Raw genomic sequence first — 15,413 nt, forward strand, 5'->3', positions numbered from 1 at the left:
GCACAGCCACCCGCGGAGGTGTGCAGTGCGCTCGACAGCGCCGTCGCATCGGATGGGAAGACACGACCGTGAGCCTCGAGCAGACCCTCAACGACGAGGAGCGCCTGGCCGGACTCGATCTACGACAGCTCGAGCAGCTCGTCGGCCTGGTGGCGTACGACGCCTCGGCCGATCCGTTCCCCGTCTCCGGCTGGGACTCCCTGGTCTGGGTCGTCGGCAACGCCACGCAGACGGCGCACTTCTTCCAGTCGGCGTTCGGCATGGAGCTCGTCGCCTACGCCGGGCCCGAGACCGGCAACCGCGACCACCACGCCTACGTGCTGAGGTCCGGCGCCGCCCGCTTCGTGATCCAGGGCGCGTACGACCCCGCGAGCCCGCTGGCCGACCACCACCGCAGGCACGGCGACGGGATCGTCGACATCGCCCTGTCGGTGCCCGACGTCGACCGGTGCATCGCCCACGCCGCGGCCCAGGGCGCCACCGTCCTCGAGCAGCCGCACGACCTGAGCGACGGGCACGGCACCGTCCGGGTCGCCGCGATCGCCGCCTACGGCGAGACCCGGCACACGCTGGTGGACCGCTCCCGCTACCGCGGCCCGCACCTGCCCGGGTACGTCGCCCGGACGTCGTCCTTCGTGCCGCGACCCGGTGCGCCGAAGCGGCTCTTCCAGGCCGTCGACCACGTCGTGGGCAACGTGGAGCTCGGCGCCATGGACCGGTGGGTCGACTTCTACAACCGGGTCATGGGCTTCACCAACATGGCCGAGTTCGTGGGTGCCGACATCGCCACCGACTACTCGGCGCTGATGAGCAAGGTGGTCGCCAACGGCAACCACCGGGTGAAGTTCCCGCTCAACGAGCCGGCCCAGGGGAAGAAGAAGTCGCAGATCGACGAGTACCTGGACTTCTACGGCGGCCCCGGTGCCCAGCACGTCGCGCTGGCGACCAACGACATCCTCGGCACGGTCGACGCGCTGCGGGCCGAGGGCATCGAGTTCCTCACCACGCCGGACTCCTACTACGAGGACCCCGAGCTGCGCGCCCGCATCGGCACGGTCCGGGCGCCCATCGAGGACCTGCAGCGGCGGGGCGTCCTCGTCGACCGCGACGAGGACGGCTACCTGCTGCAGATCTTCACCAAGCCGATCGGTGACCGGCCGACCGTCTTCTTCGAGCTGATCGAGCGGCACGGCTCGCTCGGCTTCGGCATCGGCAACTTCAAGGCGCTGTTCGAGGCGATCGAGCGCGAGCAGGAGAAGCGCGGCAACTTCTGAGTGCGTTTATGGCCATAAACGCACTTACGAGGGGACGGGCCGACCGGTCCTTGCGGCGTTTATGGCCATGAACGCTCTCCGTGGGAGAGGGAGGGTCTGGTGGCGTTCTACCGGCAGGTGGGCGAGGTCCCACCGAAGCGGCACACCCAGTTCCGGCGTCCCGACGGCGGGCTGTACGCCGAGGAGCTGATGGGGGAGGAGGGCTTCTCCGCCGACTCTGCGCTGCTCTACCACCGCGGGATCCCGTCCTCGCTGGTCGACGCCCGGCCGTGGGACCTGCCCGACCAGACGACGACGCCGAACACCCCGCTGCTGCCGCGGCATCTGAAGCTGCACGACCTCTTCCCCGGCGAGGAGCACAAAGCGGTGGACGCCGTCACAGGGCGGCGGCTGGTGCTGGGCAACGCCGACGTCCGCATCTCCTACGCCGTCAGCAGCCTGCCCAGCCCGCTGTACCGCAACGCCACCGGCGACGAGTGCGTCTACGTCGAGCGCGGGACGGCGCGGGTGGAGACGGTGTTCGGCGCGCTCGACGTGGGCCAGGGCGACTACGTGGTGATTCCGCGGGCGACGACGCACCGCTGGCTGCCCATCGGTGACGAGCCCCTGCGCACCTACGCGATCGAGGCGAACAGCCACATCACCCCGCCCAAGCGCTACCTGAGCCGGTACGGGCAGTTCCTCGAGCACGCGCCGTACTGCGAGCGCGATCTGCGCGGGCCGGCCGAGCCGATGCTGGCCGAGGGGACGGACGTGGAGATCTACGTCAAGCACCGCGGCGACGGGCCGGGCGGGCTGGCCGGCACCGTCCACGTGACACCGGAGCACCCCTTCGACGTCGTCGGCTGGGACGGCTGCCTCTACCCGTACGCGTTCGACGTCGCCGACTTCGAGCCGATCACCGGCCGGGTGCACCAGCCGCCGCCGGTGCACCAGGTCTTCGAGGGGCAGAACTTCGTGATCTGCAACTTCGTGCCGCGCAAGGTCGACTACCACCCGCTCGCGGTGCCGGTGCCCTACTACCACTCGAACGTCGACTCCGATGAGGTCATGTTCTACGTCGACGGCGACTACGAGGCGCGCAAGGGCTCGGGCATCGGCAAGGGCTCGATCAGCCTGCACCCCGGCGGGCACAGCCACGGTCCGCAGCCGGGCGCGGTGGAGCGGTCGCTGGGCGCGGAGGCCTTCGACGAGCTCGCCATCATGGTCGACACCTTCCGCCCGCTCGCCCTCGGCGAGGCCGGCACGGCGGTGGACGACGGCCGGTACGCCTGGTCGTGGTCGGGCCGCGGACCGTCCGCGTGAGCCGGCTGGACCTGCCGCCCGACGACGAGTTCGGGATCGACAACCTGCCCTACGGCACCCTCTCGACGTCGGACACCCACCGGCGGACCGGGGTGCGGATCGTTCCTGGAACGGCGCAGAGCCGCTGTGGCTCGCCGACGGCTCCACCCGGGCCTTCCTCGAGGACGGCGACGTGGTCACGATCTCGGCGTCGGCACCGGGCCCGGGGGGGACGCCGGATCGGGTTCGGCGAGGTCACCGGCGCGGTGCCGCCCGCGCGCTGATCCCGGGCGCTCACCGTCCTGCCGGACGCGCCGTGGCGGCGTACCGTCCGGGCAACCGCTGTCCGGGGGACGCCGATGGTTCTGCTCCGCGGGATCCAGTCCGCGCGCCGCGCCGCGGGGACGGCCGCCCGGCTGGCCGTCGCCGGCACGGCGCTCGCCGCTGCGCCCGCCGTCATGACCGCCGGCCTGCTCGCCGAGCCCGCCCGGGCGGCCACCCGGCTGGCGCGCGCCACCGTCGACACCACGGCCGCCGTCGCCGAGCTCTCCCTCTCCGTCGCCAAGAAGACAGCCGTCACGGGCACGCGGACGGTCGGCACGCTCGTCACCGGCGCCGACCCGTTCCCGGGTGGGCACCTGCGCAGCCTCGCGGATGTCGCCCGCGGGATGCTCGAGCCGCCCCTGGCCCGCCACACCCGCCGCGTCTACGCCGACCACGGGCACGCCGCCGTCGAGTTCTGCGCGCCCTCGGCCGAGGAGCAGCCGGAGGTTCGGCGGGCGCTGCGCCGCCACCTCGAGCGGCTGGAGGGCGTGGAGTGGGCCACGGTCAACGACGTCGTCGGCCGGGTGCTGGTCGGGTTCGACGACCGGCGGGTGTCGGTGGAGGACGTCGTCGGGGTCGTCACCGCCATCGAGCAGGCGCGGGGCGCCCGGACGGTGTTCCCGCAGCGCGAGGACCACCCGGCCGATCTCGAACCCCTGCTCGCCGCCATGATCGACGCCGCGATCGACACCGCCGCCGTGGGCGTCGCCGTCGCCGCACGGGTGCTGCCGGTCCCCGCGATGAGCCGCCACATCACCCTGGCGATCGCGCTGCTGGACTCCCAGCAGTGGCTCAAGTCGCGCATCGAGGCGCGGATCGGGCCGGTCGGCACCGACCTGGTGTTCACCGGGGTGAGTGCGCTCCTGCACGCGCTCACCCAGAGCCCGACCGTTCCGGCGATCAACGCGGCCGCCGCCGTGCAGCAGGCGCTGGAGATCCGCGCCCGGCGGCAGGTGTGGCGCAGGCGTGAAGGGGAGCTGTGCGGGCCCGAACCGGAGGAGGACCCCGCCGAGCCGATCGAGCCGCCGGGGGAGCGACCCGGCCCGTTGCCGCGCGGACCCGTCGAGTCCTACCGCGCCCGGCTCGCCCCGACGGCGCTCGGCGGCGCGCTCGGGCTGCTGCCCCTGACCCGCCGTCCCGGCCGCTCCGCGGACCTGCTCAAGGCGCTGACCCCCAAGGCGGCCGTCCTCGGCCGGGAGTCGTTCGCCGCCTCGGCCGATCTGCTGATGTGCCGCCGCGGCATCCTGCCCATGGACGGTTCGGCCTACCGCCGGCTGGACCGGATCGACACCGTGGTCGTCGACGCGGACGCGCTGTGCACGGGGCCACCGGTCGTCATCGACGCGAGCGCCGACGCCGACGGCTGGGACCCCGCGGCGGTCTGGACCGCGGCCACCCGCCTGCTGGGCGACGAGAGAGCCGCGGAGGCGGAGGCGCCGGGCGGGGACGGCGCGGCCGGCCGGCTGCGGCTGGGGCCGGTGCGCGAATCGTCCGAAGCGCCCGGTGGGCAGGTGCGGACCCTGCTCCGGGGCCGGCGCCGGGTCGGGCAGGTGGTCGTCGCCGCCGAGCTCGACCCGTACGCCGAGGCGCTGGTCACCGCCGTCGTCGACGCAGGACACCGGCTCGTGCTGACCGCGCACGTCGGCACCCGGGAGATCACCGGAGCGGCCGACGAGGTACCGCCCGTCGACGAGGCCCTGGTGGACACCGTGCGCCGGCTGCAGACAGAGGAACACGGCGTGCTCGTCGTCTCCGCCGCCGACGGCCCGGCTCTGCTGGCCGCCGACGTCGGCGTGGCCCCGGTTTGGGAGGGCCGTTCCCCGGCCTGGGGCGCCGACCTGGTCACCCCGGCCGGCCTCGTGGACGCCTGCCGGATCGTCGCCGCGACCGTGGTCGCCCGTGCGGTCAGCCGGCGCTCGGTCACCACCGCGCTCACCGGCAACGTCCTCGGCGCCCTGCTCGCCGCCGTCGGCAGCGCCCGGTACGGCCAGCGCAAGGCCACCACGCCGGGCAAGACGGCGACGGCGTTCACGATGCTCGACGGCGCGTGGGCGGCGGTGCGGCTGGCCCGCCGTCCCGAGCCGCCGCCGTCGGTGCACACGCCGTGGCATGCCCTGGACCCCGACGACGTGCTCCGCCGGCTCGAGGACCTGCCCGCCGAGGAGGCCCCGCCGCGACGCGGGCTGGCGGTCCCGGTCCGGGCGGTGACGGCGCTGCCCGTCGTCCGGGGTCCGGTCCGGTTCGCCCGCACGGTCGCGGCCGAGCTGTCCGATCCGCTCACGCCCATCCTGGGCACCGGGGCGGCGGCGACCGCGGTGCTCGGCGAGTCCACCGACGCGGTCCTGGTCGGCAGCGTGACCGTCGGCAACGCGCTGATCAGCGGGGTCCAGCGGCTGCGGGCCGAGACCGCTCTGGAGTCGCTGCTGCTCGAGCAGGACGTCACCGTCCACCGCGAGACCGACGGCGGGCGCGAGGACGTGCCGGGGACCGCACTGCGGATCGGCGACGTGCTGCAGGTGGAGGCGGGTGACGTGCTCGCCGCCGACGCCCGCGTGCTGGAGGTCGCCGACCTGGAGGTGGACGAGTCGAACCTGACCGGTGAGTCCCTGCCGGTCTGCAAGACGGTGGAGGCCACGCCCGGAGCCGAGGTGGCCGACCGCACCTGCATGCTCTTCGACGGGACGACGGTGGTGGCCGGCCGGGGCCGCGCCGTCGTCGTCGCCGTCGGGTCGGCGACGCAGGCCGGCCGGGCGGCGCGGGCCGCGGGCGGTGCGGCGCCTCCGGCCGGGGTGCAGGCGCGGCTGGGGGAACTGACCCGTGCCGTGCTGCCCCTGACCCTCGCCGGCGGCGGCGTCGTCACCGCGCTGGGCGTGCTCTGGGGACGTCCGCTGCGCGAGGCCGTCGGATCGGGGCTCGCGATCGCGGTGGCCGCCGTGCCGGAGGGGCTGCCGCTGGTGGCCACCGTGGCGCAGCAGGCCGCCGCCCGGCGGCTGTCGAAGCGCGGTGCCGTCGTGCGCAGCGCCCGGGTGCTCGAGGCGCTGGGGCGGGTGGACACCGTCTGCTTCGACAAGACCGGGACGCTGACGGAGAACCGGCTGAGCGTCGTCCGGCTGCTGCCGTTGGACGACGGGCAGGACGAGGAGGACGTCCTCCGCCTCGCCGCCGCGGCGGTCGCCGAGGGTGACGAGCAGGCGCACGAGACCGATCGCGCCGTCGCCGAGGCCGCCACCGAGCGGGACGTCGCCGCGGACGGCGAGCCGGACGCCTGCCTGCCCTTCGCCGCCGACCGCGGCTTCTCCGCGGTGCTCCGGGACGGGCGGCTGGTGGTGAAGGGCGCGCCCGAGGTGGTGCTGCGCCGGTGCGGCGGCGCCGAGGGCGTCCAGGACCGGGTCCAGGAGCTCGCGGCCGACGGGCTGCGCGTCCTGGCGGTCGCCGACCGCGCCGTGGAGGGCCGGCCGGACGAGCTCGACGAGGCGGCGCAGGACCTCACCCTGCGCGGCCTGGTCGGTCTCGCCGACACCCTGCGGAGCTCGTCCGTGGCTGCTGTCGAGCAGCTCCGCGCCGCGGGGGTCCGCGTGCTGGTCGCGACCGGTGACCACCCGGAGACCGCCGGCGCCATCGCCGCCCAGGCCGGCGTCCCCGACGCCGACCGGGTGGTGACCGGCGCGCAACTGGCCCGGGCGTCGGACACCGAACGCGCCGAGCTGGTGCGGACCGCCGCCGTCTTCGCCCGCCTCTCACCCGAGCAGAAGGTGACCCTGGTGGCCGCGTTGCGCCGGGCGGGAGCGACCCTCGCGATGACGGGGGACGGCGTCAACGACGCCGCCGCCATCCGGCTGGCCGACGTCGGCGTGGGGGTCTCCGGCGCCGAGTCACCGGCGGCGCGCACGGCCGCGGACGTCGTCCTGACCGACCAGGACCTCACCCGGCTGGTCGACGCGATCGCCGAGGGCCGGGCGATGTGGGGGCGGGTGCGGGACGCGGTCTCAGTCCTCGTCGGCGGGAACGCCGGTGAGGTCGCCTTCACCGTGCTGGGCACGGTGTTCGGCGGCCGGGCGCCGCTCGGCACCCGGCAGCTCCTGCTGGTCAACCTGCTCACCGACATGTTCCCGGCGCTCGCGGTCGCGGTGGCGACCCCGCGGGCGGCCGCCGTCGAGGAGTCCGAGGAGGGCCCGCTGGCCGGGCACCCGCTCGCGCCGGTGCTGCGGGCGGGGCCGCAGCGGAACTTCACCGACACGGTCCGGCGCATGGTCCTCGTCCGGGGCGCCGCGACGACCGTGGGGGCGACCGGGGCGTGGGCGACCGGCCGGCTCACCGGCCCGTTCGGGCGGGCGAGCACGATGGGCCTGGCCGCGCTGATCACGACCCAGCTCGGTCAGACGGCGTGGTCCGGCCGCAGGAGCCCGCTGGTGCTCGCGACCGCCGCCGGCTCGCTGGCCGTGCTGTTCGCCGTCGTCCAGACGCCGGGGCTGAGCCGGTTCTTCGGCTGCACGCCGCTGGACCCGCTGTCCTGGCTGGTCGTCCTCGGCTGGGCGGCCGTCGGCACCGTGACCGCGGAGGTCGGTCCCGCCCTGGTCGACCGGCTGCGCCCTGCACCGGCGCAGTCCCCGGCGTGAGCGCTGCCCGTCGGCGCCCCCACCACTGGTTCTCTGCACCCGCTACCCCGGCACGGGGTCCGACCGGGTGCCACGTGCCGCCGACGACGGCCTCTCGGCAGGCTGCGTGCGCGGACGCGCCATCCTCGTCCCCTGACGACACCTTCCGGAAAGGAACCGACCTTGATCTTCATCACCGCCAAGTTCCGGGTGCTGCCCGAGGACGCCGAGTCCTGGCCGCAGATCAGCAGGTCCTTCACCGAGGCGACCCGCGCCGAGCCGGGCTGCCTGTGGTTCGACTGGTCGCGCAACCTGGAGGACCCGAACGAGTACGTCCTGGTCGAGGCGTTCCGGGACGACGACGCCGCTCGCGCACACGTCACGTCCGATCACTTCTACGCCGCGCAGCAGGACCTGCCACCCCATCTGCAGGAGACACCGCGGATCGTGAACTTCGCGCTGCCGCAGGACGACTGGTCCGAGCTCGGCGAGCTGGCGGTCGACCGGGCCGGCTGATCCCCGCCGGGTGAGGATGTCGCGGTGGGGCGACGACTACTGGTCCTGGTGAACCGCGCGGCGGGCACCACCGACGACGACTCGGTCGAGGCGGCCGTGGCCGCGCTCGGCCGCGGTGCCGAGGTGACCGTCGCCGCGACCGCGGATCTGGCCGAGCTCCGGACGGCGGTGTCGGGTCTCGGCGACCGCCGTCCGGTCGTCATCGGCGGAGACGGCTCCGTCCACGCCGCTGTGCAGGCCCTCGACCGCGCGGGCGTCCTGCATCCCAGCGTGCCCGTCGGCGTCATACCGCGCGGCACCGGCAACGACCTGGCGGGGACGCTGGGCCTCCCTCCGGACCCGGTCGAGGCGGTAGCGGCGGTGCTGGACGGGACGCCGCGCCCGCTGGATCTCGTCCGCGACGACGCCGGCGGCCTCGTGGTCAACGCCGTCCACGTCGGCGTGGGCGCCCTCGCGGCTGCCGAGGCGCTCCGCTTCAAGGAGCGCCTCGGCACCGTGGCGTTCCCGCTGGGCGCCGCGATCGCCGGCACAACGGCCTCCGGCTGGGCCCTCCGGGTGGAGGTGGACGGACGGGTCCCGGTCCACTCCGGCGAGGGCTGGGCGGCCGACGGGAGCAACGACGTCCTCATGCTCGCCGTCTGCACCGGACGGACGATCGGCGGTGGTGCGCCCCTGGCACCCGACGCCCTCGTCGACGACGGGCTGGCCGAGGTGGTGATCAGCACCGCCACGGGCCCGGTGGCTCGCGCCGCGTTCGCCGCAGCCCTGGTGACCGGGCGGCACGTCGACCGTCCCGACGTCCTGGTCACGCGCGGCCGGGAGGTGACGTTCTCGGGTCCTCCCGTCGACCTCAACGCCGACGGGGACATCGAGCAGGACGTCGGATCCCGGACGTGGCGGGTGGAGCGACACGCCTGGTCGGTGCTCGTCCCGACCTGACCTGCCCCCGCCGCGCGTTCAGCCGACGAGGACGACGACCAGCGTGCGCGGGCCGTGCACGCCCTCCACCCGCTGCAGCTCGATGTCGCTGGTCGCCGACGGGCCGCTGATCATCGTCAGCGGGGCGAGCGGGTCCAGCCGGGCCAGGCCTTCCGGCACTCCTCCCACCACCTGATCGGCGGTCACGACGCAGAGGAGGCAGTCGGGCAGCAGGGACAGCGCGCGGCGGCCGGAGAGCGGGCTGCCGTCGAGCACCAGGGTGCCGGTCTCGGCGATCGCGACGGAGACGCCGGTGACCGTGGCGGAGTGGTCCGCGAGCGCGACCGCCGGGCGGCCGTCGTCCTCGACCGCGCCGTCGGGCCGCCAGTCCGACGGCACCCCGGGCGCGACGACCACGCGGGTCGGATCGTGCTCGCCGAGCGCCGTCCGCAGGGCGGCGACGACCGTGGCCGCGACGTCGGACGGCGCGCAGCGGAGGACGGTGGCCTTGTAGTCCTCGAGGCGGTCGGTCAGGACGTCGAGCAGCTGGGCGGGGGAGCGGTCGTCGGTGAGCCGGTAGTCGCGCCGGACGTCCGGCGGCGCGGCACGGTCGGGGCCGAGTGCCGTCCGGATCCGGCCGAGGATCTCGTCGCGCGCGGTCATCCGCGGTGCTCCCGGGCCCAGGCCTGCGTGAAGGTCTCCCGCGGCGGCGTCGGCAGGTCGCGGGTGCGGGTCCACGTCGAGGCCGGAGGTGGCAGGACGGCGGGCAGCGTCGGCCTGCCGCGGGCCAGGAACCGACCCAGGCCGGCGGCGCGCTGGGCCAGCCGCCAGAGCCGCGGGCTCGACATCGCCTTCGACAGTGCACGGAACGCGGCGGCCTCCGGGGTGGTCCGGGTCTGTGCCTCGACGTGCTCGGCGCGCAGGTGCACGAGGATCGAGGGGATGTCGATGGCCACCGGGCAGACGTCGTAGCAGGCGCCGCACAGCGACGAGGCGTACGGCAGCGAGGCGTTGTCCTCGATCCCGGTCAGCTGCGGGGACAGGACGGCGCCGATCGGGCCGGGGTAGACCGAGCCGTAGGCGTGCCCGCCGGCGCGTTCGTAGACGGGGCAGACGTTGAGGCAGGCCGAGCAGCGGATGCAGTGCAGCGCCTCGCGCCCCACCTCGTCGGCGAGCACCGCCGTCCGCCCGTTGTCCAGCAGCACCAGGTGGAACTCCTGCGGCCCGTCGCCGGGCGTCACCCCGGTCCACAGCGAGGTGTAGGGGTTCATCCGCTCGCCGGTGGAGGAGCGGGGGAGCAGCTGCAGGAACACCTCGAGGTCGCGCCAGGTCGGCACCACCTTCTCGATGCCCATCACGGTGATCAGCGTCTGCGGCAGGGTCAGGCACATCCGGCCGTTGCCCTCGCTCTCGACGACGGCGAGCGTCCCGGTCCCGGCGACGGCGAAGTTCGCCCCGCTGATCGCCACCCGCGCCCGCAGGAACCGCTCGCGCAGGTGTGCCCGCGCGGCCATGGCCAGCCGGCGCGGGTCGTCGGTCAGCGACGGGTCGACCCCGGGCATGGTGCGCAGGAAGATCTCGCGGATCTCGGCCCGGTTCTTGTGGATCGCCGGCACGAGGATGTGCGACGGCATGTCGTTCCCGAGCTGGACGATCAGCTCGGCCAGGTCGGTCTCGTGGGCGGCGATGCCGGCCGACTCGAGGGCCTCGTTCAGCCCGATCTCCTGGGTGGCCATCGACTTGACCTTGACGACCTCGTCGGTGCCGGTCGCCTGCACGAGCCGGGTGACGATCGCGTTGGCCTCGTCGGCGTCGCGGGCCCAGTGCACCGTGCCGCCCCGGGCGGTGACCTGCTCCTCGAGCGCGACGAGGTGCTCGTCGAGCCGCGCCATGGTGGCCGCCTTGATGGCCCGGCCCGCCTCCCGGAGCTCCGCCCAGTCGGGCACCTCGCCGACGACGGCGGCGCGCTTGCCCCGGATCGTCGCGGTCGCGTGGCCGAGGTTGGCCCGCAGCTGGCCGTCGCGCAGCGAGTCGCGGGCAGCGTCGGGGAACGACCGGTCACCGCGCAGGTGCCCAACGCCCGGGGGAGCGGTGGGAATGCCCAGGAACACGGCGCTCACCGCCGTCCCCCAGGTGCGTTTATGGCCATAAACGTCGTCATCGGGGGACCGCCGGGGTGGTCGACTGCTGCGGGGTGACCGCCTCCTCGGTGGAGGCCAGGATCTCGGCGAGGTGCACCGTCCGCGTCCCGGAGCGCAGCCGGGACAGGCCGCCGCCGATGTGCATCAGGCAGGAGGCGTCGCCTGCGGTGCAGACCTCGGCATGCGTCGAGAGCACGTTGGCCATCTTGTCGGTGAGCATCGCCGTCGACGTCTCGGCGTTCTTGACCGCGAACGTCCCGCCGAAGCCGCAGCACTGGTCGGCCGCCGGCAGCTCGACCAGGTCGAGGCCCCGGACGGCCCGCAGCAGCCGGAGCGGGCGGTCGCCGACCTTCAGCATGCGCAGCGAGTGGCAGGTCGGGTGGTAGGTGACGCGGTGCGGGTAGTAGGCGCCGACGTCGGTGATGCCGAGGACGTCGACCAGGAACTGGGACAGCTCGTACGTCCGCTCCGCCAGCGCCGCGGCCTCGTCGGCGAGGTCGTGCTCGCCCGCCCGCCGCGCGACGGCCGCCTGCTGGTGGTGGATGGAGGCCACGCACGATCCGGACGGCGCGACGATCGCCTCCGCCCCGTTGAATGCGCGCACATGGTTGGCGACGATCGGCACGGCCTCGCGCCGGTAGCCGGTGTTGATGTGCATCTGGCCGCAGCAGCTCTGGCCCGGCGGGACGACGACCTCGTGACCCAGCCGCTCCAGCAGCACCGCGGTCGCCCGCGCCACCTGCGGCACCATCGTGTCCACCAGGCAGGTGGCGAACAGTGCGACCCTCATGACGCGGCGTCCGCGTTCGCTCCCAGGATGCGGTCGCGGGTGGACGTCCCCACGGCGTCGGGCCGGTCGACGACGTCGCTCACCGTCCCTCCGACACTCCCGCCCGCAGGGCCACGTCCCCGATGCTGGGGTTCAGTGTCGCCTCCTGAGGCTGGATGCGGCTCGAGGAACCCGTTCCGCGCGACCGTCGCGGCGGCACGCCGTGGCGTTGACACTCCTACCAGTTCCCTGCGGTCAGCGCCAGGACACCTGGGACGCTCCATGCTCCCTGGGAGCGACGGTCCGGTCGGCGTACCCGGACTGCCGGCGGTGGCCGCCCGGGCGCCGTCCGCCCGATGAGCTGTGTCGACATGTCGACATGTCGACGGGGGACGGCCGTCCGTCGATCAGGCGATGACCGGGCGTCCGGCCGGCGGGGCCTCGAGAAGGAGCAGGGGGATGCGCCGCGTGGTGCGTCGCTGGTACTCCACGTAGGACGGGAACACCGTGCAGGCGAGCGACCACCACCTGCTCCGCTCCGCGCCCGTGACCTCGCGGGCCACCAGGTCGAGCGCCAGGTCGCCGTCGCGCAGCGAGACCTCCGGGTGGGCCAGCGCGTTGGCGTACCAGTGGGGGTGGCGGTCGCCCCCGCGCGTCGAGGCGACGGCGACGTAGACCCCGGCGTGCTGCACGCGCATGAGCGGGGTCTTGCGGATCAGTCCGCTCCGCGCGCCCACCGTGGTGAGCAGGACGACGGAGCGCCCCCGCAGCCCCGCCCCCATGCGCTCGAGGTGCTCCACCTCCTCGCGGACCCACGGCACCGTGCTCGGTCCGTAGTCGCCGGAGGGTGGCATGCCCCCCAGTGTGCGGCCCGAGCGCACACCACCCGCCGGCGGACCCGGTCAGAGGGAGGCGATCAGCTCGCGGCAGGCCTGCTCGCAGTTCCGGCACGCCTCCGCGCAGACCCGGCAGTGCTCGTGCATCGACGCGTGGCTCTCGCACTCGTCCCCGCACGCCTTGCAGGCCGCCGCGCAGGCCTCGAGCACCGCCCGGGTCAGGTTCGCGTCGTAGCCGGTGTGGCGGGACAGCACGCGACCGGTGGCGTCGCAGACGTCGGCACAGTCGAGGTTGGTGCGGATGCACTTCCGGAGGTCGGCGACCGTCTCCTCGCTGAGGCAGGCGTCCGCGCACGCGGTGCACGCCTGGGCGCACTCGATGCACGCCTCGATGCAGGCCACGAGCTTCTGCCGGTCGATCCCGCCGAGATCCTGCGGGTACGTCTCGAGCATCCGGGCTGCGACGGTCATGGGACCTCCTGTGTCCCCGGTGCGGAACGGCACCCGTGCCGTCCCGGTGGGCACCGGTTCCGTGCCCCCTACCCGTCGGGCCCCGGAAGCCACCGTCGTCATCGGACCGTCATGGAGCGGCGGAACACACGCGTGTCGGGCCTGGCGGCGCGGGGCAGGGACGCACGGGCACACGATGCGGATCGGCGACGACGGGGGCGAGAGGAGCTGGAGTGCGTGATCGACGTCCTTCTGCTGGCGGCCGGTGCGCTGGGCCTGGTGGTGGCGGCGCTGTCGGAGCGGTTGCGCCGGTTGCCGCTCTCGGAGCCGGTCATGGCGCTGGTCGCCGGCGTCCTGCTGGGGCCGGCCGTCACCGGAGTGCTGGACCTGCGCCCGGTGACCGAGGACCCCACCTGGTTGCACTCGGCCACGCGGGCCCTGCTGGCCATCTCGGTCATGTCCGTCGCCCTGCGGTACCCGTTCGGCGCGGCGCGCTCCCGGCTGCGGCCGGTCCTCCTCCTGCTGGCGGTCGCGATGCCGGTCATGGCGCTGGTGACGGCGGGACTGGCGGCCCTGACCCTCGGCGTCGGCCTGGGGGCGGCGGCGCTGCTGGGCGCTGCGCTGTGCCCGACCGACCCGGTGCTGGCGTCCAGCGTGGTCACCGGCGGGCCGGCCGAGCAGGACCTGCCGGAGCGGGACCGCCAGATCCTGTCGCTGGAGTCGGGCGCCAACGACGGGCTGGCCCTCCCGCTGGTGCTGGTGGCGGTCGCGCTCGCCGGCTCGGAGGCGATGGGCGCGGCGGTGCTCGAGTCGCTCTGGCAGGTGCTGGGCGCGGTCGCGGTCGGGGTGGCCGCCGGCTGGCTGGGGGGTCGGGCGCTGCGGGCGGGGGAGGAGCACGGCTCCACCGACGCCGGACCTCGTCTGCTGTTCACCGCGGTGCTCGCCCTGGCCGTGCTGGGGCTGTCCGGGCTGATCCACGTCGACGGCATCCTCGCCGTCTTCGTCTGCGGCCTGGCGTTCAACCTCGTCAGCACGGGCTCGGACCGCACCGACGACGCCCCGATCGACGAGGCGGTCAACCGCTTCCTCGTCCTGCCGCTGTTCGTGGCGCTCGGCGCGGTGCTGCCGTGGGCGGCCTGGGCGGACCTCGGCTGGCGAGGCCCGGCGCTGGTCGTCGCCGTCCTGCTGCTCCGGCGGCTGCCGATCGTGTGGCTGCTCCGCAGGCCCCTGCACCTGGGCCGGCCGGATGCCCTCTTCCTCGGCTGGTTCGGCCCGATCGGGGTGTCCGCGGTCTTCTACCTCGTGCTGGAGGCCGAGCGCCTCCGGATCGACCCCGTCGTCCTCGCCGCCGGCACCCTGGTCGTGGCGGCCAGCACGGTGGTGCACGGCGTCACCTCATCGCCCGGGCGGAAGCTGTACAGCCGGATCACGTCGTCCGACGCGGCGGGCAGCGATGCTGCCGAGCCGGGCCTGACCGGTAGCTGAGAGGAGACGATCCATGTGGTTCGACTCGTGGTCCGACCTGGCGCGTGTCCTGATCATCGGGACCACCGCATATCTGACCCTCGTGCTGGTCCTCCGGCTGTCGGGCAAGCGGACGCTGGCGAAGCTCAACGCCTTCGACCTCGTCGTCACGGTCGCGTTCGGTTCCACCCTGGCGACGATCTTCCTCAGCAGTGACGTCTCCTGGTCCGAGGGCGCCGTCGCGCTCGCCCTGCTCGCGCTCCTGCAGTTCGTCGTGGCCTGGCTGGCCGTGCGGATCCCCCCGCTGCGCAACCTGGTGACCGCGCGACCGACGTTGCTCCTCCGGGACGGCACGGCCATCCCCGGCGCGCTGCGCGAGCAGCGCGTCACGCTGGACGAGATCCGGCAGGCCGTGCGCTCGTCGGGCTCCGGAGACCTCTCCTCGGTCGGCGCCGTGGTGCTGGAGAGCGACGGCTCGCTCAGCGTCATCTCCAGCAGCAAGCTCGGCAGCGGCTCGAGTCTGTCCGGGGTCCGGGGCTACGACGGCTGACCGCCAGGCCGGGGGGTTCAGCCCACGACGATGTTCCAGGGCCGGATCGTCCATCCGGTCACCAGCCCCTGGACGACGTAGGGATCGCGGGCGACGAAGTCCTCGACGACCTCGCGGGACGCGGTCCACACCAGCACGGCCCGGTCGTAGGGGTCGGGCAGGGCGCCGGCGAGCAGCAGGTCCCCGCGCTCGTGGGCGGTCCGGGCCAGCCCCAGGTGTTCCTCGCGCAGCGCCGCCCGGCGCTCCAGGTAGTCGTCGGCCAGTGTGTACTCGAGCAGCAGGTGCATGCCGC

General features: G+C 74.4%; 14 protein-coding genes. 8 read left to right on the forward strand and 6 right to left on the reverse strand.

Annotated elements, in window-relative coordinates; genetic code table 11:
* The first annotated feature begins 68 nt into the window (after window positions 1-68).
* From hppD to FHU33_RS10590, 6 genes are all read left to right on the forward strand, one after another.
* A complete protein-coding gene (hppD, locus tag FHU33_RS10565) occupies window positions 69-1,274 on the forward strand; it encodes a 4-hydroxyphenylpyruvate dioxygenase (protein WP_142025327.1) in 1,206 nt (401 codons plus the stop codon).
* A 99-nt stretch (window positions 1,275-1,373) separates the two neighbouring features.
* Complete coding sequence (locus FHU33_RS10570) at window positions 1,374-2,579, forward strand: homogentisate 1,2-dioxygenase (RefSeq protein ID WP_142025328.1); 1,206 nt, start codon at window positions 1,374-1,376, stop codon at window positions 2,577-2,579.
* Window positions 2,576-2,842 carry a hypothetical protein gene (locus FHU33_RS25775; protein ID WP_142025329.1) on the forward strand — a complete coding sequence of 89 codons (267 nt, stop codon included), beginning with the start codon at window positions 2,576-2,578 and terminating at the stop codon, window positions 2,840-2,842. The genes FHU33_RS10570 and FHU33_RS25775 overlap by 4 nt, the downstream gene beginning before the upstream one ends.
* A 75-nt stretch (window positions 2,843-2,917) precedes the next feature.
* A complete protein-coding gene (locus tag FHU33_RS10580; protein WP_142025330.1) occupies window positions 2,918-7,498 on the forward strand; it encodes a cation-translocating P-type ATPase in 4,581 nt (1,526 codons plus the stop codon).
* Between the two features lie 162 nt (window positions 7,499-7,660).
* Window positions 7,661-7,993: a putative quinol monooxygenase gene (locus FHU33_RS10585; protein ID WP_142025331.1), complete on the forward strand. Its 333-nt coding sequence runs from the start codon at window positions 7,661-7,663 to the stop codon at window positions 7,991-7,993.
* Window positions 7,994-8,017: 24 nt separating this feature from the next.
* Window positions 8,018-8,932, forward strand: coding sequence for a diacylglycerol/lipid kinase family protein (locus tag FHU33_RS10590; protein ID WP_142025332.1), 915 nt, complete (start codon window positions 8,018-8,020; stop codon window positions 8,930-8,932).
* 18 nt (window positions 8,933-8,950) lie between these two features.
* On the opposite strand, the gene FHU33_RS10595 is transcribed toward FHU33_RS10590, so the two are convergent.
* The 5 genes from FHU33_RS10595 to FHU33_RS10615 form a co-directional block, all read right to left on the reverse strand.
* The gene (locus tag FHU33_RS10595) at window positions 8,951-9,574 is read right to left on the reverse strand and encodes a LutC/YkgG family protein (RefSeq protein WP_142025333.1); all 624 of its coding nucleotides are present in this window, start codon (window positions 9,572-9,574) and stop codon (window positions 8,951-8,953) included.
* Entirely contained in the window at window positions 9,571-11,031 is a 1,461-nt protein-coding gene (locus tag FHU33_RS10600; RefSeq protein ID WP_142025334.1) for a LutB/LldF family L-lactate oxidation iron-sulfur protein, read from the reverse strand. The genes FHU33_RS10595 and FHU33_RS10600 overlap by 4 nt, the downstream gene beginning before the upstream one ends.
* 37 nt (window positions 11,032-11,068) lie before the next feature.
* The gene (locus FHU33_RS10605; RefSeq protein WP_142025335.1) at window positions 11,069-11,842 is read right to left on the reverse strand and encodes a (Fe-S)-binding protein; all 774 of its coding nucleotides are present in this window, start codon (window positions 11,840-11,842) and stop codon (window positions 11,069-11,071) included.
* Between the two features lie 386 nt (window positions 11,843-12,228).
* Complete coding sequence (locus tag FHU33_RS10610) at window positions 12,229-12,675, reverse strand: nitroreductase/quinone reductase family protein (protein ID WP_142025336.1); 447 nt, start codon at window positions 12,673-12,675, stop codon at window positions 12,229-12,231.
* Window positions 12,676-12,723: 48 nt separating this feature from the next.
* Window positions 12,724-13,128, reverse strand: a complete 405-nt coding sequence (locus FHU33_RS10615) for a four-helix bundle copper-binding protein (RefSeq protein ID WP_142025337.1) — start codon at window positions 13,126-13,128, stop codon at window positions 12,724-12,726.
* A 216-nt stretch (window positions 13,129-13,344) separates the two neighbouring features.
* Here FHU33_RS10615 and FHU33_RS10620 point away from each other — a divergent pair, with 216 nt between their 5' ends.
* Window positions 13,345-14,592: a cation:proton antiporter domain-containing protein gene (locus tag FHU33_RS10620; protein WP_246063488.1), complete on the forward strand. Its 1,248-nt coding sequence runs from the start codon at window positions 13,345-13,347 to the stop codon at window positions 14,590-14,592.
* A gap of 13 nt (window positions 14,593-14,605) precedes the next feature.
* The gene (locus FHU33_RS10625) at window positions 14,606-15,121 is read left to right on the forward strand and encodes a DUF421 domain-containing protein (protein WP_142025339.1); all 516 of its coding nucleotides are present in this window, start codon (window positions 14,606-14,608) and stop codon (window positions 15,119-15,121) included.
* Between the two features lie 17 nt (window positions 15,122-15,138).
* Here FHU33_RS10625 and FHU33_RS10630 read toward each other — a convergent pair whose 3' ends face one another.
* On the reverse strand, window positions 15,139-15,408 hold the full coding sequence (locus FHU33_RS10630) for a YciI-like protein (RefSeq protein ID WP_142025340.1): 270 nt from the start codon (window positions 15,406-15,408) through the stop codon (window positions 15,139-15,141).
* Window positions 15,409-15,413: the final 5 nt, after the last annotated feature.

This window comes from Blastococcus colisei (assembly GCF_006717095.1).
Taxonomy (GTDB): domain Bacteria; phylum Actinomycetota; class Actinomycetes; order Mycobacteriales; family Geodermatophilaceae; genus Blastococcus_B; species Blastococcus_B colisei.